General features: G+C 61.5%; 19 protein-coding genes. 10 read left to right on the top strand and 9 right to left on the bottom strand.

The window, feature by feature from the left end; genetic code table 11:
- The first annotated feature begins 359 nt into the window (after positions 1-359).
- Positions 360-776: a DUF4124 domain-containing protein gene (locus J3P75_RS04875; RefSeq protein WP_434709494.1), complete on the top strand. Its 417-nt coding sequence runs from the start codon at positions 360-362 to the stop codon at positions 774-776.
- Positions 777-794: 18 nt separating this feature from the next.
- On the opposite strand, the gene J3P75_RS04870 is transcribed toward J3P75_RS04875, so the two are convergent.
- From J3P75_RS04870 to mrcB, 3 genes are read right to left on the bottom strand one after another with little or no spacing between them, the layout of a single operon-like run.
- A complete protein-coding gene (locus J3P75_RS04870; RefSeq protein ID WP_434709493.1) occupies positions 795-1,130 on the bottom strand; it encodes a YqcC family protein in 336 nt (111 codons plus the stop codon).
- Complete coding sequence (locus J3P75_RS04865; protein ID WP_434709492.1) at positions 1,130-1,879, bottom strand: tetratricopeptide repeat protein; 750 nt, start codon at positions 1,877-1,879, stop codon at positions 1,130-1,132. The genes J3P75_RS04870 and J3P75_RS04865 overlap by 1 nt, the downstream gene beginning before the upstream one ends.
- A 16-nt stretch (positions 1,880-1,895) precedes the next feature.
- Complete coding sequence (gene mrcB / locus J3P75_RS04860; protein ID WP_434709491.1) at positions 1,896-4,220, bottom strand: penicillin-binding protein 1B; 2,325 nt, start codon at positions 4,218-4,220, stop codon at positions 1,896-1,898.
- Between the two features lie 115 nt (positions 4,221-4,335).
- On the opposite strand from mrcB, the gene J3P75_RS04855 reads away from it, so the two are divergent.
- From J3P75_RS04855 to J3P75_RS04840, 4 genes are all read left to right on the top strand, one after another.
- Positions 4,336-5,892 carry an AAA family ATPase gene (locus tag J3P75_RS04855; RefSeq protein WP_434709490.1) on the top strand — a complete coding sequence of 519 codons (1,557 nt, stop codon included), beginning with the start codon at positions 4,336-4,338 and terminating at the stop codon, positions 5,890-5,892.
- Positions 5,893-5,983: 91 nt separating this feature from the next.
- Positions 5,984-6,328: a pentapeptide repeat-containing protein gene (locus tag J3P75_RS04850; RefSeq protein WP_258447992.1), complete on the top strand. Its 345-nt coding sequence runs from the start codon at positions 5,984-5,986 to the stop codon at positions 6,326-6,328.
- A gap of 284 nt (positions 6,329-6,612) precedes the next feature.
- The gene (locus tag J3P75_RS04845; RefSeq protein WP_016773175.1) at positions 6,613-6,885 is read left to right on the top strand and encodes a TfoX/Sxy family protein; all 273 of its coding nucleotides are present in this window, start codon (positions 6,613-6,615) and stop codon (positions 6,883-6,885) included.
- A 16-nt stretch (positions 6,886-6,901) separates the two neighbouring features.
- Positions 6,902-7,702 (top strand): Crp/Fnr family transcriptional regulator, encoded by an 801-nt coding sequence (locus J3P75_RS04840; RefSeq protein ID WP_434709489.1) that lies wholly within the window; start codon positions 6,902-6,904, stop codon positions 7,700-7,702.
- A gap of 228 nt (positions 7,703-7,930) precedes the next feature.
- Here J3P75_RS04840 and J3P75_RS04835 read toward each other — a convergent pair whose 3' ends face one another.
- The 4 genes from J3P75_RS04835 to J3P75_RS04820 are packed head-to-tail and all read right to left on the bottom strand — an operon-like array spanning position 7,931 to position 11,474.
- On the bottom strand, positions 7,931-8,779 hold the full coding sequence (locus J3P75_RS04835; protein WP_434709488.1) for a ChaN family lipoprotein: 849 nt from the start codon (positions 8,777-8,779) through the stop codon (positions 7,931-7,933).
- 21 nt (positions 8,780-8,800) lie between these two features.
- On the bottom strand, positions 8,801-9,568 hold the full coding sequence (locus tag J3P75_RS04830; protein ID WP_434709487.1) for a heme ABC transporter ATP-binding protein: 768 nt from the start codon (positions 9,566-9,568) through the stop codon (positions 8,801-8,803).
- Positions 9,568-10,551, bottom strand: coding sequence for a FecCD family ABC transporter permease (locus tag J3P75_RS04825; protein WP_434598287.1), 984 nt, complete (start codon positions 10,549-10,551; stop codon positions 9,568-9,570). Before J3P75_RS04825 ends, J3P75_RS04830 begins: the two co-directional genes overlap by 1 nt.
- 50 nt (positions 10,552-10,601) lie before the next feature.
- A complete protein-coding gene (locus J3P75_RS04820; protein WP_434709486.1) occupies positions 10,602-11,474 on the bottom strand; it encodes a heme/hemin ABC transporter substrate-binding protein in 873 nt (290 codons plus the stop codon).
- A gap of 164 nt (positions 11,475-11,638) precedes the next feature.
- Here J3P75_RS04820 and J3P75_RS04815 point away from each other — a divergent pair, with 164 nt between their 5' ends.
- Positions 11,639-11,956, top strand: a complete 318-nt coding sequence (locus tag J3P75_RS04815) for a Rieske (2Fe-2S) protein (RefSeq protein ID WP_434709485.1) — start codon at positions 11,639-11,641, stop codon at positions 11,954-11,956.
- Here the strand turns inward: J3P75_RS04815 and sfsA are convergent.
- Positions 11,953-12,666, bottom strand: a complete 714-nt coding sequence (gene sfsA / locus J3P75_RS04810; protein ID WP_434709483.1) for a DNA/RNA nuclease SfsA — start codon at positions 12,664-12,666, stop codon at positions 11,953-11,955. The two genes, J3P75_RS04815 and sfsA, sit on opposite strands and share 4 nt — an antisense overlap.
- Entirely contained in the window at positions 12,666-13,835 is a 1,170-nt protein-coding gene (locus J3P75_RS04805; RefSeq protein ID WP_434709482.1) for a pyridoxal phosphate-dependent aminotransferase, read from the bottom strand. The genes sfsA and J3P75_RS04805 overlap by 1 nt, the downstream gene beginning before the upstream one ends.
- A 333-nt stretch (positions 13,836-14,168) precedes the next feature.
- Here J3P75_RS04805 and dksA point away from each other — a divergent pair, with 333 nt between their 5' ends.
- The 4 genes from dksA (at position 14,169) to J3P75_RS04785 (ending at position 18,905) form a co-directional block, all read left to right on the top strand.
- Positions 14,169-14,612 carry an RNA polymerase-binding protein DksA gene (gene dksA, locus J3P75_RS04800; RefSeq protein WP_101157646.1) on the top strand — a complete coding sequence of 148 codons (444 nt, stop codon included), beginning with the start codon at positions 14,169-14,171 and terminating at the stop codon, positions 14,610-14,612.
- A 204-nt stretch (positions 14,613-14,816) separates the two neighbouring features.
- A complete protein-coding gene (gene gluQRS, locus J3P75_RS04795) occupies positions 14,817-15,713 on the top strand; it encodes a tRNA glutamyl-Q(34) synthetase GluQRS (protein ID WP_434709481.1) in 897 nt (298 codons plus the stop codon).
- Positions 15,714-15,790: 77 nt separating this feature from the next.
- A complete protein-coding gene (locus tag J3P75_RS04790; RefSeq protein ID WP_003176118.1) occupies positions 15,791-15,967 on the top strand; it encodes a hypothetical protein in 177 nt (58 codons plus the stop codon).
- Positions 15,951-18,905: a sensor histidine kinase gene (locus J3P75_RS04785; protein WP_434709480.1), complete on the top strand. Its 2,955-nt coding sequence runs from the start codon at positions 15,951-15,953 to the stop codon at positions 18,903-18,905. The genes J3P75_RS04790 and J3P75_RS04785 overlap by 17 nt, the downstream gene beginning before the upstream one ends.
- Positions 18,906-18,920 lie beyond the last annotated feature (15 nt).

The raw sequence follows: 18,920 nt of genomic DNA, 5'->3' as shown, positions 1-18,920 counted from the left end.
AGGGGCGGGTCTTAATAGGTTTACTTCTCGGCAGAGCATGAGCGACGGTGGTCGCCGACTACGTCAGCACTGACTGAGCAAGTATTGGGATCGTCCCAAGTGTTGCGGGCCTTTCCCACCCAGCGCGAGGTAACGCGTTGCGGGTGTAACAGGTCGGCGCGGATGTGCGCCTCATGATCTACCGAGTGGGTCTGCTTCTGGCAGTCCCTCTACAGCGGACTTTGGATTCTTCTGTTTCGCCCTCTGCAAGTCAAGTCGTCTGTGTGGTTAATTGTGGGTAAGCACATGAGAACGCAAGAAAAAACCTGAAAAGCGCTACTCTGTTAGCGTCAATTGCGCAATTTTGCCAAGGAATCAGCATGCGAACGCTCCTCCTGACTCTGCTGATCGGCCTCAGCCCGTGGTGCTCGGCCGCTCAAATCTACAAATGGGTCGATGCCCAGGGTGTCACCCACTTCGATGCGCAGCCGCCTGCCGGTCAGCCGTCGACCACCGTGCAAACGCCCTCCCCGCCACCGGCAAAACCTTCGGCCATGCCGGGCAGCGGCGTACTCGGCGATCAGAAAGCGATCAACGCCAAGGTCAAGAAGCAGGTGGCCGAGCAACAGGCGCAGCTTCAGGCGTTTTGCGAGCAGGCACGGACCAACCTTGCGCAGCTGCAAAACAATCCGCGTTTGAGAGAGGAAGTCGAGGGGCGGTTGAAGCGGCTTGACGATGCGCAGCGTCAGGAGCGCATCGTCGAAGCGCAGAAGCAGATTGCGCAGAACTGCCAGTGATCACTGGCAGTGTGCGGTTCAGCGTGAGGCGGTGATCAGCAGGTCAAACTCTTTGAGCAGCACCTGCAACTGACGATCCTTGCCTCCAAGGTTGCGCTGGGCAAAAACCATCTCGGCCATTTCCTGAATACCCGAGGCGTTCGGCAGCGGCAGATCCTGTTCCAGAATCATCTTCATGCGCGGCAGGAAGATCCATTGCAGCCACTGTTCGAAGTCCAGCGTATCGACAGAAAACGGCTCGACACTGCTCAAGGCTTCGGCCGAAGGCTCAACCTCATCCCACCAGCCTCGGGCGCGCAGCTCACGCTCGATCAGTAGCAACTGATCAGCGATTTTCGGGAAACGGGCATCCATCACAGGGAGACCTTGGCCTTCTGCCGGGCCAGCGTGGCGCCCGCGGAATCGCCTTGTTTCTCACGGGCCTGAGCGATCAACTCCCACAGGCTGGCTTGCAGGTCCGGACGACCGTTGGCCATGGTCAACGCACGGCGGGCAAATTGCTCGGCTTGCGGCGCATCGCCCTGGGCCATGCGCACCTGCGCCAGGCGATAAAGCACTTGCGGCTCACGCGGCGCAACGCGCTGGGCGCGCTCCAGGCTCGACGACGCACCGTTGAGGTCGCCACCGGCCTGCTGCTGTTGTGCAGTGGTCAGCAAGGCCAGCACCGGGCCTTCCAGTTGTTCATCGGCCGACAGGCCACCGCCGCTGCTCGCCGACGGAATGCCACTCGGCGTCGACGGCATGCTGTAGCTGCCGGAGTTGGCCGGCGCCGATTCGACCGCCGACGGGTTGTAAGGCCCCGACGTGATGCCGCCGGAGGCCGGGCCCGGAACGATCGGCGAAGAGCTGATCGGTGTCGACACGGCCGCGCCGCCGCCAGGCACCATCACCACCACGCCGGTATCGCCCTGCGGAATGGCCTGAGTCTGGCCCTGCACCGGCCGCTTGACCGTTGTCTGACGGAAACCGCCGTTGGCACCGATGCGCTCGCTGTTGGACACCGCTGTGCCGGAGTCGACGACGGGAATCGAACCACGCTGTACGGTAGAGCAGCCGCTGAGCAAAGCCACGGCGGTCACCGCTGGAATCAACCACTTGTTCACTTGAAACCCTCTTTGCTTAATTCATCCAGCCCTTGACCCAATCCATCACCGACTCCGGCGAGGCAGGCGTTTCGCTTGCGCACGCGGCGCCGGGTGGCGGTTCGCTGCCGCGAATATACGGCATCTGCACCGCGCCGGGGCAGTTGGCATCGGAGCCTTGGCCTGTGCGCGAATCGACCCAGGCCTGGACGACGTTGTCCGGCTGCGGCATGTCCAGCGGCAGCGGATCGGCCTTGCGCATGAAACTGGTCCAGACCTGCAACGCACCGGTCGCCCCGGTGAAGGGCGTCTTGCCGTTGTCGTCGCGGCCCAGCCAGACCACCGCCAGCAGATCCTGACTGAAACCGGCGAACCAACTGTCGCGCGAATCGTTACTGGTACCGGTCTTGCCGGCCAGCGTCAGAGTCTTGGGTAGCACGTTATAAACCGAACTGCCGGTACCTTCGCGCATCACGCGCTGCATGGCGTTCTGGATCAGATAGATGGAGGCCGGGTCGAAACGCTGCTGAATCTGGAACGGATAACGCTTGAGCGGCTCGCCTTCGGCGGTCAGTACGCTGCGAATCCCGCGCATCGGCGTGTTAAAACCACCGTTGGCCAGCGTCTGGTACATGGTTGCCACTTCGATCGGGGTCATGCCGCCGGCACCCAGAAGCATCGACGGGAATGCCGGGAACTCGCGGGTAACACCGAGGCGACCGAGGGTCTTGAGCACGTTCGGCACACCGACTTCCAGGCCCAGACGCGAGGTCGACAGGTTGTAGGAATGCGCCAGCCCCTGGTAGAGGAACACCGTGCCGTGGGAACGGCGATCGTAGTTCTGCGGCTTCCACACTTGCCCGTTCGCGCCTTTGACCGACAACGGTTCATCCGACAGCCAACTGGTCAGGGTGTACTGACTGGGTTTTTCCAGCGCGGTCAGATAAACAGCCGGTTTGATCAACGAACCGATCGGCCGCACCGCATCCAGCGCGCGGTTGAAGCCGGCGTAACTGGCCTGGCGGCTGCCGATCATCGCCTGGACTTCGCCGGTTTCCGGGTTGGTCACGACCATCGCCGCTTCAACGTCATCGGAGCCTTTGCGCCCGGACAGGCGTTTGAAGGTGTCGTTGACCGAGGCTTCGGCCTTCATTTGCAGAATCGGGTCGAAGCTGGTGAAGATGCGCAGGCCTTCTTCGGTCAAGTCTTCGTCGCGATAATCCTCACGCAATTGACGTTTGACCAGATCGATGAAGCCTGGGTACGAGCTGTCGGCCAGCTTGCCGCGAGTGGTCACGCCCAGCGGCATTTTCTTCGCCGCCTCAACCTGCTCCGGCGTGGCTACGCCCTGTTGTGCAAGCACGTCGAGCACCAGATTACGGCGCTCCAGCGCGCGCTCCGGATTACGCCGCGGGTTGTAGTAGGACGGGCCTTTGACCATGCCGACCAGCAACGCCACTTGATGCAGCTTCAGCTCGGACAACGGCTGACCGAAGAAGAACTGACTGGCCAGACCGAAACCATGCACCGCACGTTGACCGTCCTGCCCGACGAAGACTTCGTTGAGGTAGGCCTCAAGGATTTCCTTCTTGTCGTAATGCAGCTCCAGCAACATTGCCATCATCGCTTCGGTGAGCTTGCGGGTCAGGCTGCGTTCGCTGGTCAGATAGAAGTTCTTCACCAACTGCTGGGTCAGGGTACTGCCGCCCTGGGTCATCTTGCCGCCAGAGGTGTTAACCCAGACCGCACGGGCGATCGATTTTGGCGACACGCCCCAGTGGCTATAGAAATCGCGGTCTTCCACAGCGACCAGGGTTTCGAGCAGATACGGCGGCACCTGATCGAGCTTGATCAGAATACGGTCTTCAAGATTCTTGGGATAAATGCCGCCGATCAGCAGCGGTTCCAGACGCACCACCGACAGTTTGGAGCCGTTGGTCGCCGACAGCTCGGCGACGTAATCGCCGGAGAAACGCACGCGCACCGGTTGCGGTTTTTCCAGGCCTTCGTAGAACTGGAAGCCACGGGTATTCAGGTCGACCGTGTTGCCGCTGACGGCAGCAGCGCCGGGGCCGTTGCTAACGGCTTCGCGGCGATAACCGAGGGCATCGAGTTCGGTAAGGAAATCGTCCTTGCTGAGCTTCTGTCCGACGAACAGCTCGAGCGGGCGCGCGTATACCTTGGCCGGGATGGTCCAGCGCTTGCCGGAGAACTTCTCCTGCACCACGGCATCGAGGTAAACGGCGAAGCCGGCCAGCACGACAAGGCCGACCAGACTGAGTTTGATGGCCCAGCTCAGCCACGGGCCCAGGCCCTTGGACGGTGGTTTTTTCTTGGTACGGGGGGATCGGGATCGAGTCATGGCGGCGGATTATACGCACTTTATCGATCCTCAACAGGCACCCTCAGAGGTTTGCGTCCGGCGGGCAAGCGGCCATAATGGCGGCCTCGAATTTCCCGTCTCTGAAGGATCGCCCGTGAGCCAGTCCCTGATCGCTGCCCTGCAAAACCCGGCCCTCTACCCGCACCCCGTCGAAGGGTTCCAGGTCATCGAAACCCACATTTCGTGGGTGATCCTCACCGGCCCCTTTGCCTATAAAGTGAAGAAGCCGGTGAATTTCGGCTTCCTCGACTTCACCAGCCTCCAATCTCGCGCGCATTTCTGCGCCGAAGAGCTGCGCCTCAACCAGCGCCTGACTGAAGATTTGTATCTGGAAGTGTTGCCAGTCACCGGCAGCGTTGAAGCGCCACAGCTGGGTGGCGACGGTGCACCGATCGAATACGTGCTGAAAATGCGTCAGTTCCCGCAGACCGGCCTGCTCAGCACGCTGCAAGCCAACGGCGAGCTGACCACCCAGCACATCGATGCGATGGCCGCGCAGATTGCCCGCTTCCACCTCAACGCGCCGAAAGTCCCGGCCGAGCATGACGCCGGCACCCCGGACAGCGTAATGGCGCCGGTCGCGCAGAACTTTGAGCAGATCCTGCCGTTTCTCAGCGACAAAAACGACCTGCTGCAACTCGAGGCGCTGAAAGCCTGGGCCGAAAGCAGCTTCGAACGTCTCAAGCCATTGTTCGCCCAGCGCAAGGCCGCGGGTTTTACCCGTGAATGCCATGGTGACATCCACTTGGGTAACGCCACGGTCATCGATGGCAACGTGGTGATCTTCGACTGCATCGAGTTCAACGAGCCCTTCCGTTTCACTGACGTCTGGGCCGACACCGGTTTCCTCGCGATGGACCTGGAAGACCGCGGCCTGAAATCACTGGCGCGCCGTTTCATCAGTCAGTACCTGGAACTGACCGGCGACTATCAAGGCCTGGAAGTGCTGAACTTCTATAAAGCCTACCGCGCACTGGTCCGCGCCAAGGTCGCGCTGTTCAGCATGCCGGCGGACGCAACCGCCGTGCAGCGCGCCACCACCCTGCGCCAGTACCGCAACTACGCCAACCTGGCGGAAAGCTACAGCACCATTCCGTCGCGCTTCATGGCGATCACCCACGGTGTGTCCGCGGTCGGCAAAAGCCACGTTGCCATGCGCCTGGTCGAGGCTCTGGGTGCGATCCGTCTGCGTTCGGATGTCGAGCGCAAGCGCCTGTTTGGTGAGCAGAGCGTCATCAATGACGTACAGGCCGGGATTTACACCGCCGATGCCAGCGCCGCGACCTACGCGCGCCTGCACGAAATCGCCGAAGTGATCCTGCATGCCGGTTTCCCGGTGGTAATCGATGCCACGTACCTGAAACGCGAACAACGCGACAACGCGGCGAAAATCGCTGAGGCCACCGGCACGCCGTTCCTGATCCTCGATTGCAACGCGCCGCAAGCGGTGATCGAGAGCTGGCTGGCGGTGCGTCAGGCCGACCAGAAAGACCCGTCCGACGCCACCCTGGCGGTGATCGAAGCGCAACAGGCCAACCGCGAAGCGCTGACGCCGGAAGAGATTCTGCGCAGCAAACGCGTGCAGACCAATGAATCCGGCACGCTCGACACAGTGGTCGCGCAGATTCGTCAGCGCCTGCCAGGCCTGTAAGAAACTATTTCGGCCGTGAAGCCCTCGCTCGCTTCACGGCCGTCAAATAGTGGCACTATACTGGCGTCATAAAACCAACAGGTGATCTGACATGAGCCAGCCGAAACTTCTCGATACCCCGCTGTATGCCCTGCTGCACAAAGACGACATCACTGGCTTCAACAAGGAGCGTCCGCAGGACGGCCCGATCGACATGGTCGGCGGCGATTTCCGCGGTCTCGATCTGCGCGAGTTGAATGCCGATGGCGTGGATTTCCGCGACGCGTATTTCCGTTCCGCCGACTTGCGTGGCATCGACTTCCGTAACGCACAGCTGGAAGGCGCAAGCCTGGCCCACGCGCAGATTTCCGGCGCGTATTTCCCACCGGAGCTGAGTGCCGACGAGATTCTGATGTCGATGAATTTCGGTACGCGGCTGCGCTATCGCACACGCTGATAGCCCATTACTTCCTGACAAAACGCCATCCCCTGTAGGAGTGAGCCTGCTCGTGATAGCGGCTTAACATTCAACAAATAGATTGCCTGCCTGTCCGCTATCGCGAGCAGGCTCACTCCTACATTGATTTGTGTCCCCCTCCTTTCTGCGCTCGCAGGCCGTTCAAACGCCGTTTCTTAGAAGCATTTGCGTCGAATCCGACCAAACAACCACGCTTTTCCTACTGATGGCTACACTCCTGAGAAGCTCGCCCACGCACCATTCGGCCGTCGCAAGGAGGCTTGATGAATGATGAACTGCAACACCTGAAAAATCTTGGCAAGACGTCGGCGCAATGGCTGCATGCCGTGGGCATCCACAGCGCCTCGGACTTGCGTCGGCTCGGCGCAGTGGACGCCTACCGGGCCGTGCGTACCCGCGGGTTTCGTGCATCGAAGGTGTTGTTGTATGCGATCGAAGGCGCGCTGATGGATGTGCACTGGAACGACATCCCGGCCGAGCGCAAGGACGCCCTGAACAAGCAGCTCGAAGCCATTTCCGCGCGTCACAAGAACTGAACGGGCTGCGACCGTCATGTATTTACTCGGCGAACAATCGACGCATACCGATGCATTGATCAACCGCTTGCAAAGCCTGCCCGCGCAGTGGTTGCGAGATCTCGCACCTAGCGGGCCGGTTTTGAAGGTCGATGCGACGGATGACTTGCTGCCCCTGTTGCCCGCTGAACAGTTGTTTCTGCTGAGCGACGGTGTGATCAACGGCTGCATCGGTGCGCGTCCGCTGTTTTACTGGCAGGAAGGCGATTTGATTGGTCTGCAGCAAGGTGATGCCTGGGCTGATTGTCGTTGGTGCTGCGATGCGCCGCTGCGTTTGCAGCCTTACCGCCGCGAGGAGGTGTTTCGGCATCTGTTCGCTGACGCACGCCGGGCGCAGCAGTTCGTCGAATACCTGCAGGGCCACCTGGCGATTCTCGCCCTCGCCGTAGCGGAGTTGAAACCGCGTGAATTTCGCAGCAGCAACGGTTTCAAACGGGTCGAGGCCGGCGCCACCCTGATCAGACAGGGAGACGTTGCTGATCATGTGTTTGTGATCATCGACGGGCATGCCGAAGCGTTTGTCGACGGACACAAGGTCGGCGACGTGCCCAAGGACGAGATTTTTGGTGCCATGGCGATCTTCACTGGCGAGCCGCGCAACGCCACGGTGATCGCGCGCGTCCCGAGTACAGTGATGATGATTCCCGGTGATCAGTTTCTGAGCATGACCCGCATCAACCCGAAGATTGCGCATAGCCTGATCGAGAGCATGGCGCGGCGCATCGGCCAATTGAACCGGCAGATCGCACCCACAAAGGTCACTGAAGGCCAGCGCTGAAGCCCTTTAGTTACGCGGCATTCCAGCCAATTCCCTGACGAAATGGTAAAAATGGAAAATCAATGGTTGACGCGGTAATGAGAATCGCTATGATTATCACAACTGGTCGCGAGATCAGTCGATATTCTGAAAAGCCCTTGGTTCGGACTCTCAGATTATCTCCTCATCAGGCTAATCACGGTTATTTGACCCGGTTCTTTACCGGGTCTTTTTTTGCCTGCGAAAAAGTCATTTGCTGAACTGTTGACGCATCTGTTCGCAGTAGTCCGGCTTGGCCGTGGCGGGCGTGTACCAGACATAATCGGCCATCGCAGCCGTCACCGCGTCGCCCTCCTCTGCCAGAGTCAACACCGTGGGCGCCTTGGCCACGTCCAAATCGACAACATGCAGCGGCACGCCGGCATCCTTACGCGCATGCCACGCCCCGGCCAACAGCATCGAGGGCGCAGGCGCTGCGAGCAGACGTTCAGCCATGCGCCGATCACGTTGCTGCTGAACCGCCAGCATCGCCGGCATTTGCGATTCGGGCAGCAAGCCGCAGTGGGACTCGCTGATCTGCCGCAGCAACGTGTCCTTCACCGCTGCCGCGTTACTGCGCGCACCGCTCAGTGGCGGAGGCTCACGATAGACAGCGCGGATTTCGTCGTTATCGACATTGGCCGCCAGCAGCGGATACGGTTGCGAGAGCGCGAAGCGCACGATCGGCCCATAAAGCGTCCAGTCCCAGCCGTCCTGCCAGTCCAGCGCTTTGGCAACATCGGCGGATGCCAGCATCTGGCGCGCGGCAGGCACTTTCGACTGTTGATCCGCTGTGAGCATTTCCAGCAGCAGACTGCCTTGCTGGCGCTGCTCGCCGAGCGCTTGCAGCAGCCATAACTGTGCAGCGTGGTGATCGGCATTGTCATGCTGCTCGCCAATGATCAGTCGCTCGGATTGCGCAAGGCGCGTCACCAGTTGCTCTGCGGTCAGCACTTCACCGCTGTGCAGGTCGCGAATTTCGCCACCGACCGGTGCTGGCGCAACAGCATGCTGACACCCTGCAAGCAACATCAGCATCAATAACCACAGTGCTCGCATGTACACACCTCGACGATTCAGTCAGCGGGCGATGATCAGCGGATGGCCGCGCTCCGGGTGCGGCTGCACCAGCACTTCCAGTCCGAACACCGCTTGCAGTGTATCCGGGCGCAGCACCTGCTCCGGCGTATCCAGGGCCACCGGCCGGCCATTTTCCAGCAGCAGGATGCGGTCACAGTAACGCGCGGCGAGGTTCAGATCATGCAGGATCACCAGCACTGCCGCGCCGCGATCGGCGAATTCACGCACCGCCTGCAAGGTGGTGTGTTGGTGCAGCGGATCGAGCATTGAAGTCGGCTCGTCGAGCAACAACGTTTGCCCGGCCTGCCCCGGCCACAGCTGCGCAAGCACCCGCGCCAGATGCACGCGTTGGCGCTCGCCGCCGGACAACGCGAGATAACTGCGCCCGCTCAGATGCCCGGCATCGGCGGCCGCCAATGCTGCGGCGATGATTTCGTCGTCACGCACGCGGCCGCTTTGATACGGCAAGCGGCCCATGCCCACCACTTCTTCGACACGGAAGGCAAAATCCAGCGTCGAAACCTGCGGCAACACTGCCAAGCGTTGCGCACGCTGGCTTCGCGCCCAGTCGTGCAATGGCTTGCCGTCAAGCGACACCTCGCCCGCGCTGGCGGCCAACTCGCCGCACAACGCGCCGAGCAAAGTGCTTTTGCCCGCACCGTTCGGGCCGAGCACGCCGAGCACTTCGCCGCTTTCCAGTTGCAACGTAACTTCGTCGAGCACGGTTTTGCGCCCGCGCTGAATCTGCAGATTGTGCGCACGCAGCATCAGGCCCGCCCTCGCAGCAGCAGATACAGAAAGAACGGCGCGCCGATAAACGCCGTGACGATACCGATCGGCAATTCCGCCGGCGCCAGCGCCAGACGCGCCACCAGATCGGCGAGCAACAACAGGCTGCCACCGGCCAGCACCGAGGCCGGCAACAGCACGCGGTGGTCTGGCCCGGCGAGCAGTCGCACAAGATGCGGCACCACTAGCCCGACGAAACCGATCATGCCCGCCGCCGCCACCGCCGCGCCGACACCCAGCGCGGTGCAGAACACCAGTTCACGCTTGAGCCGCTCGACGTCGATCCCCAAATGCCCGGCCTCCGACTCGCCGAGCAACAACGCATTCAAGGCCTTGGCCCGCCGCGGCAGCCATAACGCGACTCCGGCGCTGATGATCAACAACGGCCACAGCCGCGCGTAACTGGCGCCATTGAGGCTGCCGAGATTCCAGAAGGTCAGCGTGCGCAGGGTCGCATCATCCGCCAGATAGGTGAACAGGCCGACGGCCGAGCCGGCCAGCGCCGTCAGCGCGATGCCCGCCAGTAACATCGTTGCGACGTGGGTCTGCCCGTTGCGCCGGCCGAGTCGGTAGACCAGCGCCGTTACGCCGAGTCCGCCGAGAAACGCGCACACCGACAACAGATAAGGCGCAAACCCCTCCGGCACATCGCCAAACACCGTGCCGCCGACAATCGCAATCGCCGCCCCCAGCGCCGCGCCACTGGAAACACCAACCAGCCCCGGATCGGCCAGCGGATTGCGAAACAGGCCCTGCATCGCCACGCCGGAGAGCGCCAGCACACCGCCCACCGCCAGACCGAGCAAGGTGCGCGGAAGACGAATCTGGCCGAGGATCAGTTCAGCCTGCTCCAGGCCGTCCGGCGCCAGCGGCACACCTGACAGACGCAACGCTGCGCGCAACGTGTCGAACAGCGGCAAGCTGACCGGTCCAAGCGCCAACGACAACCAGGTCGCCAGCAGACACAGCAGCGTCAGGCCGATGAACAGGCCGCGCGGTTTGACCAGTGTGGTCATTGGCCGCCCTTGGCTGGATAAAAACCGTCAGTCAGGGTTTTCAGCGCAGCCGGCAAACGCGGCCCGAGTCCGCCGACCAGCAGCGTCGGATCCAGCTCCATCACCCGCCCGGCCTTGGCCGCGCGGCTGGAATTGAGAATCGGATTTTCCTTGAACAGCGCGGTTTTCGCCGCCTCGCCGCTCAGCGCACGGTCGGCGAATACCAACACTTCGGGATCGAGGCCGGCCAGCGATTCCACCGAAAACGGTTTGTAACCGCTGTGAGTCGCGAGGTTACGTCCGCCTGCCTGTTGCAGCAGCCAATCGGCGGCGGTGTCCTTGCCGGCTATCAGCGGTTTGCCTCCGGCGTGCCCGAGCAACAGCAGCACGCCCGGGGCTTTTTGCGCGGTTTGCGCCTGAGCCACCCGCGCCTGTTGCGCATCGAGTTGCTGTTGATAAGTTTGCAGCCGTTGCTTCGCCTGCGCCTCGGCGCCCAGCAACTGGCCCAGATGAGTGAGGTTTTGCGTCAGCGTCGGCAGATCCGCTTGTGCGGAAAACAGCTCCACGCGGACCTTGGCTGCCTTGACCTGAGCCAGCACCGGCGGCGGGCCCATTTCTTCGGTGCCAATGAGAATGTCCGGACGCAGGCTGAGAATGCCCTCGGCGGACAGGCTGCGCTGGTAACCGATGCTCGGCAGCGCTTTGAGCGATTGCGGATGCTGGCTGGTGGTATCGACGCCGACCAGTTTCGCCTCGCCGCCCAGCGCACTGACCCACTCCGACAGTGCACCGCCGGCGCTGACCCAGCGTTGCGGCAAATCAGCCGCGACAGCGTGATGACTGAACAGCCAGCCGACACACAACGCAGCAATGCGGGGACTCAGGCGCATACACAGCTTCCTTGAACAAGGTTTCCCGGGCATCCGCACAGCGAGCCAAGTATCCTCGACATCTGCCAGACTCCCTGCGGGACAAGGCCGCCATTTGATAATTGTTTGCATTTAAACGTCAAGCTCGGACATATCCAGACACGAGCAGACTCTTGAGGATAGCCATGAAGTTTCTCTGCGCCGGCGCTGAGCTGGCCGAAGCCAGCGGTCGCGGCTTCGAAATTGACGGCAACAAACTGCTTGCCGTGCGCCGTGGCGGGCAGGTGTATGTCTATCTCAATCGTTGCCCGCACCGTGGCGTCGGGCTGGAATGGCAACCTGACCGGTTCCTCGACCCGAGCAACAGCCTGATCCAGTGCGCCACCCATGGCGCACTGTTTTTGATCGAGGACGGTGAATGTGTCGCCGGCCCGTGTGCCGGACAATCGCTCACGGCGATTGAATGCCAGGAAAACGCACAAGGTCTGTGGATAAATGTTTAACCGTTGAGCCGAACCTCGAGTCGGCGGTCGATAATCATTTCCTCATGATCAAGGCGCACGCCATAAGCCAGCACCTCCACACCGCAGGCGACTGCTTCGCGCAGCGCCTCGGCGTAGGCCGAATCGATTTCCGCAGCCGGGCGCACGGCTTCGATGCCGGTCAGGTTCACGCAATACAGCTGCACCGCACGAATGCCGTCTCGCGCCAGATGCGCCAGCTCGCGCAGGTGCTTGGCGCCACGCTGGGTCACGGCATCGGGAAACGCTGCCACCGCCGTTCCGTCGAAACCCAGGGTGACGCTCTTCACTTCGACATAAGCCGGGCCGCTCGGGTATTCGAGGCGAAAGTCGATGCGGCTTTTTTCCTGCCCGTAGGCGACTTCGCGCTTCAATGCGGTAAAGCCGTTCAACTCGGTGATGATCCCGGCCTGCAAGGCTTCTTCGACCAGCCCGTTCGCCCGTGCGGTATTCACACAGAACAAGCGCCCCTGCGGGGTTTCGCCGATCTCCCAGGTGCCGGGCAGCTTGCGTTTCGGGTCGTTCGAGCGGCTGAACCAGACCTGCCCGCCCTCGACCTGACAATTAAGCATCGACCCGGTGTTCGGACAGTGAATGGTCAGCAACTCGCCGCCCACCGTTTCGATGTCGGCGAGAAAACGTTTGTACCGGCGGATCAGGCGCGCTTCTTCAAGCTGTGGATAAAAACGCATCAGCCTTGCCAACTCTTCAGGCCACGAGCAATGCGCTCCACCGCTTCTTCCAGGCGCGCAAGGTTTTGCGTGTAGGCAAAACGCACATGGTGGCTGGCCTGATGGCGGCCAAAATCCAGACCCGGCGTGAAGGCAACGTGCTCCGTTTCGAGGAAATGCTGGCAGAACGCGAAGGCATCGCCGCCGAACTGGCTGATATCGGCATACAGATAAAACGCGCCTTCAGGCTCGACGGCGATGTTGAAGCCAAGCTCGCGCAGTGCCGGCAAAAGGTAATCGCGGCGACGGCCAAATTCGGCGCGGCGCTCCTCGAAAATCGCGATCGTCGCCGGCTCGAAACAGGCCAGGGCCGCGTGCTGCGCCATGCTCGGCGCGCTGATGTAAAGGTTTTGCGCAAGTTTTTCCAGCTCACTGACCGCTGCGTCCGGCGCGACCAGCCAGCCGAGGCGCCAACCGGTCATGCCGAAATACTTGGAAAAGCTGTTGAGCACGAACGCACCGTCATCCACTTGCAGAACACTGGCGGCATCGGTGCCGTACGTCAGGCCGTGATAGATCTCGTCCACCACCAGATGACCGTGATGCGCCTTGATGGCAGTGGATAACCCTGCCAGTTCATCGCGAGTCAGAATCGTCCCGGTCGGGTTGGCCGGCGACGCCACCAATGCGCCGACGCTGTCGCGATCCCAATGCCGCTCGACCAGATCGGGGGTCAGTTGATAACGTACGTCCGGCCCGACCGGGACCAGTTGCGCCGCGCCTTCGACCAGCCGCAGGAAGTGTCGGTTACACGGGTAGCCGGGGTCAGCCAGCAACCAGTGTTTGCCCGGATCGACCAGCAACGCACTGGCCAGCAGCAGCGCGCCGGAGCCGCCCGGGGTGATCAGAATCCGTCGCGGATCGATGTTCAGCCCGTACCGCGACTGATAGAACCCGGCGATTGCCTCACGCAACTCAGGAATCCCGCGCGCCGCGGTGTAGCGGGTCTTGCCCGCCGTCAGCGCCGCTTGCCCGGCGCGAATGATCGGCTCGGCAGTGGTGAAGTCCGGCTCGCCGATTTCCAGATGGATCACGTCATGCCCGGCGGCCTGCAATTCATTGGCCCGCGCCAGCAGCGCCATCACATGGAACGGTTCGATCGCACGACTGCGCGCACTGTAGGGGGCCATTGGAATGCCTTCGACGGGAAAAAAGACACGATTCTACCTGTCTGCCGGAACGAGCGAGAACCCGTGAAGGTCACAGCCTCAAGAACGCTGGACTGTAACGATCTGAACGTACGCTCCAGGATTGACTAAAATCAGTGATTGAACAGGTCTCCATTCCCACAGACACGGCTTGCCAAACATCTGCAAGCGCCACCCGCCGGGGGCTCGACATCCGGGAGTAGCGCAGGCTGATTTGATCTGGTAAGTTCGCCCGCTTGCAGCCGCAGGGCCGGCAGGTGTCGGTGATGGAGCAATCCTGCGCAATGGATTACAAGAGTAGAGGCGGTCTATTTCATGTCCACCCAAGCAAAGCAACAGCAGCAAGCGACGATCAGCGGCTTCGAACCTTACGTTCCGAAGGCGGGTGAAGAGTACATGGGCGCTCCGATGCGCGCGCACTTCACCAAGATCCTGAACAAGTGGAAACTGGACTTGATGCAGGAAGTCGACCGTACGGTTGATCACATGAAAGACGAAGCGGCCAACTTCCCTGACCCGGCCGACCGTGCCAGCCAGGAAGAAGAGTTCGCCCTCGAACTGCGCGCCCGCGACCGCGAGCGCAAGCTGATCAAGAAAATCGACAAGACCCTGCAACTGATCGAAGACGAAGAGTACGGCTGGTGCGAATCCTGCGGCATCGAGATCGGCGTCAAGCGCCTCGAAGCCCGCCCGACGGCGGATCTGTGCATCGACTGCAAGACCTTGGCGGAAATCAAGGAAAAACAGGTCGGCAAGTGATTTTGACCTGAACGAAAAACGGAGCGTGCGAACGCTCCGTTTTTGTTTCTACCTTTTGCTTCTGCCTTTGTTTTTTGTAGGAGTGAGCCTGCTCGCGATAGCGATGGATCAGTCAATATTTTTGTTGAATGTCACACCGCTATCGCGAGCAGGCGAAGGCCTACAGGTTGACCTGCATATTCCCTGAAAAGTAGCTTCGCTTTCATGACCGCCAAAACCTCCCCCGCCTACATCGGCCGCTTCGCCCCGACCCCCAGTGGCCACTTGCACTTCGGTTCGCTGGTCGCCGCGCTCGCCTCTTACCTCGACGCCCGTTCGGTCGGCGGGCGCTGGCTGGTGCGCATGGAAGATCTCGATCCGCCGCGCGAGGAGCCCGGCGCGCAAGCGGCGATTCTCAAGGCGCTGGAGAGTTACGGTTTCGAATGGGACGGCGAGATGGTGCGCCAGAGCGATCGCCACGACGCCTACGCTGAAGTGCTCAACAGCCTGTTCAATCACGGTCTGGCCTACGCCTGCACCTGCTCGCGCAAACAGCTCGAGCCTTACAACGGCATTTATCCGGGCTTTTGTCGCAATGCCGGTCATGATCAACAGGACGCGGCGATCCGCCTGCGCATGCCGGAGCTGGAATATCACTTCACCGACCGCGTGCAGGGCGAGTATCGCCAGCACCTGGGCCGGGATGTCGGCGATTTCGTGATTCGTCGTCGCGACGGGCTCTACGCCTATCAACTGGCGGTGGTGCTCGATGACGCCTGGCAAGGCATCACCGACATCGTGCGCGGCGCCGACCTGCTCGACTCGACGCCGCGCCAGTTGTATCTGCAAGAACTGCTCGGCTTGCGTCAGCCGCGCTACCTGCACTTGCCGCTGATCACCCAGCCGGACGGCAACAAGCTCGGCAAGTCCTACCGCTCGCCGCCGCTTGCGGCCGATCAGGCCACACCGTTACTGCTGCGAGCCCTGCGCGCACTGGGGCAAAACCCTGGCGCCGAACTCGCCCACGCTTCGCCGCAGGAACTGCTCGCCTGGGGCTGTGCGCACTGGGATGCCACGCAGATCCCGCGCACACTGACTCTGCCCGAGGCGCAACTGCAATGACGCCCCTTGCAGTCACGCGCCCATCCGTTACCATCGCCGCACGTTTTCGGGCACGCGCATAAAAAAGAGAGGCCGGGATGTACATCTATCGCTTGGTCCTGCTTTTAGTCGTGGGGATCTACCTGTTTTCCCCCGCCATCATGGATTGGTGGATCGACGCTACGGGCGCCTGGTATCGCCCCTATCTGCTCTGGCTGATCCTGATTGTCGTGACCTTCATCCTGCAGAGCCAAAAAGATGCCGATGAGCTTTAGCCTGACCCAGATGATCCTGGTCAGCGCCGCGTACCTGGCGGCGCTGTTTGGCGTTGCCTGGGTCAGCGAACGGGGCATGATCCCGCGCGCGATCATTCGCCACCCGCTGACCTACACCTTGTCATTGGGCGTCTACGCCAGTGCCTGGGCGTTCTACGGCACGGTCGGCCTCGCCTATCAATATGGCTACGGCTTTCTTTCGAGTTACCTCGGCGTGTCCGGTGCGTTTCTGCTGGCGCCGGTGCTGCTTTATCCGATCCTGAAAATCACCCGCACCTATCAACTGTCGTCGCTGGCGGACCTGTTCGCGTTTCGTTTTCGCAGCACCTGGGCCGGCGCGCTGACGACGATTTTCATGCTGATCGGCGTGCTGCCGCTGCTGGCCCTGCAGATTCAGGCCGTGGCCGATTCGATCGGCATCCTCACCGGCGAGCCGATCCAGAGCCGCGTCGCCCTGGCATTTTGCGCGCTGATCATTCTGTTCACGATTTTCTTCGGCTCGCGCCACATCGCTACTCGCGAGAAACACGAAGGGCTGGTATTTGCGATTGCCTTTGAATCGGTGATCAAACTGGTCGCCCTCGGCGGCGTTGGCCTGTATGCGCTGTACGGCGTGTTCGATGGCCCGCAACAGCTTGAACTCTGGCTGTTGCAAAACCAGACCGCCCTCGCCGCGTTGCATACGCCGTTGCAGGAAGGGCCGTGGCGCACGCTGCTGCTGGTGTTCTTCGCTTCGGCGATCGTCATGCCGCACATGTACCACATGACCTTCACCGAAAACCTCAACCCGCGCTCGCTGGTCAGCGCCAGTTGGGGCCTGCCGCTGTTTTTGCTGCTGATGAGCCTTGCGGTGCCGCTGATTCTTTGGGCCGGACTGAAACTCGGCGCCACGACCAATCCGGAATATTTCACCCTCGGCATCGGTATCGCCGCCAACAGCAAACCGCTGGCGTTGCTGGCTTACGTCGGCGGGCTGTCGGCGGCCAGCGGGCTGATCATCGTCACCACGCTGGCACTGTCAGGCATGGCGCTGAACCATCTGGTGCTGCCGCTCTACCAGCCGCCGGCCGAAGGCAATATCTACCGCTGGCTGAAGTGGACCCGCCGCGCGCTGATCGTCGCGATCATCATGGCCGGTTTCGGCTTCTACCTGATGCTCGGTGCCGAGCAGGATCTGGCCAACCTCGGCATCGTCGCGTTTGTCGCGACCCTGCAGTTCTTGCCGGGAGTGCTGTCGGTGCTGTACTGGCCGACCGCCAATCGGCGCGGGTTTATCGCCGGTCTGCTGGCGGGGATTATGGTGTGGGTGGTGACCATGCTGTTGCCGCTGGTCGGCAATCTGCAGGGTTTCTACATTCCACTGTTGAACATGATCTACGTGCTCGACGACACCAGTTGGCACATGGCGGCCATCGCCTCGCTGGCCGCCAACGTGTTGATGTTCACCTTGATTTCGCTGTTCACCAACGCTAGCCCTGAAGAAGCCAGCGCCGCTGAAGCCTGCGCAGTGGATAACGTGCGTCGACCACAACGCCGCGAACTGCACGCCGCCTCGCCGCAGGAATTCGCTACGCAACTGGCGAAACCGCTGGGTGCCAAGGCTGCGCAGAAAGAAGTCGAGCAAGCGCTGCGTGATCTGTATCTGCCATTCGACGAGCGCCGCCCGTACGCCTTGCGCCGTTTGCGCGACCGCATCGAGGCCAACCTGTCCGGGCTGATGGGCCCGAGCGTCGCGCAGGACATGGTCGAAACCTTCCTGCCGTACAAGGCCGGTGGCGAAAACTACGTCACCGAAGACATCCATTTCATCGAAAGCCGCCTCGAGGATTACCACTCGCGCCTCACCGGGCTTGCCGCTGAACTCGATGCACTGCGCCGCTACCACCGCCAGACCCTGCAGGAACTACCGATGGGTGTGTGTTCGCTGGCCAAGGATCAGGAGATCCTGATGTGGAACAAGGCCATGGAAGAACTCACCGGGATCGCCGCGCAGCGTGTCGTCGGTTCGCGCTTGAGTACCATTGGCGAGCCGTGGAAAGATCTGTTGCAGGGCTTCATCGATCTGCCCGATGAGCATTTGCACAAACAGCACCTGACCCTCGATGGCCAGACCCGTTGGCTGAATCTGCACAAAGCGGCGATTGATGAACCGCTGGCGCCGGGTAACAGTGGTCTGGTGTTGCTGGTGGAAGACCTGACCGAAACACAAATGCTCGAAGACAAACTGGTGCACTCCGAACGTCTGGCCAGCATCGGTCGGTTGGCAGCGGGCGTGGCCCACGAAATCGGCAACCCGATTACCGGCATCGCCTGTCTGGCGCAGAACCTGCGCGAGGAACGCGAAGACGACGGCGAACTGACGGAAATCAGCGGGCAGATTCTCGAACAGACCAAACGCGTCTCGCGCATCGTTCAGTCGCTGATGAGTTTCGCCCATGCCGGCAGCCACCAGCACAGCGACGAGCCAGTTTGTCTGGCCGAAGTGGCGCAGGACGCGATTGGCCTGCTGGCGCTGAACCGACGCAATTTCGAAGTGCAGTTCTATAACCTGTGCGACCCCGAGCACTGGGTCGAAGGCGATCCGCAGCGGCTCGCCCAGGTCTTGATCAACCTGCTCTCCAACGCCCGCGATGCCTCGCCGCCGCACAGTGCGGTGCGGGTCAAGAGCGAAGCCGGCGAACACACGGTCGATCTGATCGTCGAAGACGAAGGCAGCGGTATTCCGAAGAACATCATGGACCGAGTGTTCGAACCTTTTTTCACCACCAAGGATCCGGGTGAAGGCACCGGTCTGGGCCTTGCACTGGTCTATTCCATCGTTGAAGAGCATTATGGACAAATCACCATCGACAGCCCGGCTGATGTAACCAGCCAGCGCGGCACCCGTATCCGGGTGACATTGCCGCGTCATGTCGAAGCGACGTCCGCTGTGAACTGAGACCGTCGAGAGTAT

It is taken from the genome of Pseudomonas sp. R1-1 (assembly GCF_051132135.1).
Lineage (GTDB): Bacteria > Pseudomonadota > Gammaproteobacteria > Pseudomonadales > Pseudomonadaceae > Aquipseudomonas.
This window is presented reverse-complemented; position numbering and strand designations above follow the sequence as displayed.

What these genes read in the sequence shown, in the direction of transcription:
- J3P75_RS04875 (WP_434709494.1), top strand. Translation starts at nt 360, where the DNA reads ATGCGAACGCTCCTCCTGACTCTGCTGATCGGCCTCAGCCCGTGGTGC.
- J3P75_RS04870 (WP_434709493.1), bottom strand. Translation starts at nt 1,130, where the DNA reads ATGGATGCCCGTTTCCCGAAAATCGCTGATCAGTTGCTACTGATCGAG.
- mrcB (WP_434709491.1), bottom strand. Translation starts at nt 4,220, where the DNA reads ATGACTCGATCCCGATCCCCCCGTACCAAGAAAAAACCACCGTCCAAG.
- J3P75_RS04850 (WP_258447992.1), top strand. Translation starts at nt 5,984, where the DNA reads ATGAGCCAGCCGAAACTTCTCGATACCCCGCTGTATGCCCTGCTGCAC.
- J3P75_RS04845 (WP_016773175.1), top strand. Translation starts at nt 6,613, where the DNA reads ATGAATGATGAACTGCAACACCTGAAAAATCTTGGCAAGACGTCGGCG.
- J3P75_RS04840 (WP_434709489.1), top strand. Translation starts at nt 6,902, where the DNA reads ATGTATTTACTCGGCGAACAATCGACGCATACCGATGCATTGATCAAC.
- J3P75_RS04835 (WP_434709488.1), bottom strand. Translation starts at nt 8,779, where the DNA reads ATGCGAGCACTGTGGTTATTGATGCTGATGTTGCTTGCAGGGTGTCAG.
- J3P75_RS04830 (WP_434709487.1), bottom strand. Translation starts at nt 9,568, where the DNA reads ATGCTGCGTGCGCACAATCTGCAGATTCAGCGCGGGCGCAAAACCGTG.
- J3P75_RS04820 (WP_434709486.1), bottom strand. Translation starts at nt 11,474, where the DNA reads ATGCGCCTGAGTCCCCGCATTGCTGCGTTGTGTGTCGGCTGGCTGTTC.
- J3P75_RS04815 (WP_434709485.1), top strand. Translation starts at nt 11,639, where the DNA reads ATGAAGTTTCTCTGCGCCGGCGCTGAGCTGGCCGAAGCCAGCGGTCGC.
- sfsA (WP_434709483.1), bottom strand. Translation starts at nt 12,666, where the DNA reads ATGCGTTTTTATCCACAGCTTGAAGAAGCGCGCCTGATCCGCCGGTAC.
- J3P75_RS04805 (WP_434709482.1), bottom strand. Translation starts at nt 13,835, where the DNA reads ATGGCCCCCTACAGTGCGCGCAGTCGTGCGATCGAACCGTTCCATGTG.
- dksA (WP_101157646.1), top strand. Translation starts at nt 14,169, where the DNA reads ATGTCCACCCAAGCAAAGCAACAGCAGCAAGCGACGATCAGCGGCTTC.
- gluQRS (WP_434709481.1), top strand. Translation starts at nt 14,817, where the DNA reads ATGACCGCCAAAACCTCCCCCGCCTACATCGGCCGCTTCGCCCCGACC.
- J3P75_RS04790 (WP_003176118.1), top strand. Translation starts at nt 15,791, where the DNA reads ATGTACATCTATCGCTTGGTCCTGCTTTTAGTCGTGGGGATCTACCTG.
- J3P75_RS04785 (WP_434709480.1), top strand. Translation starts at nt 15,951, where the DNA reads ATGCCGATGAGCTTTAGCCTGACCCAGATGATCCTGGTCAGCGCCGCG.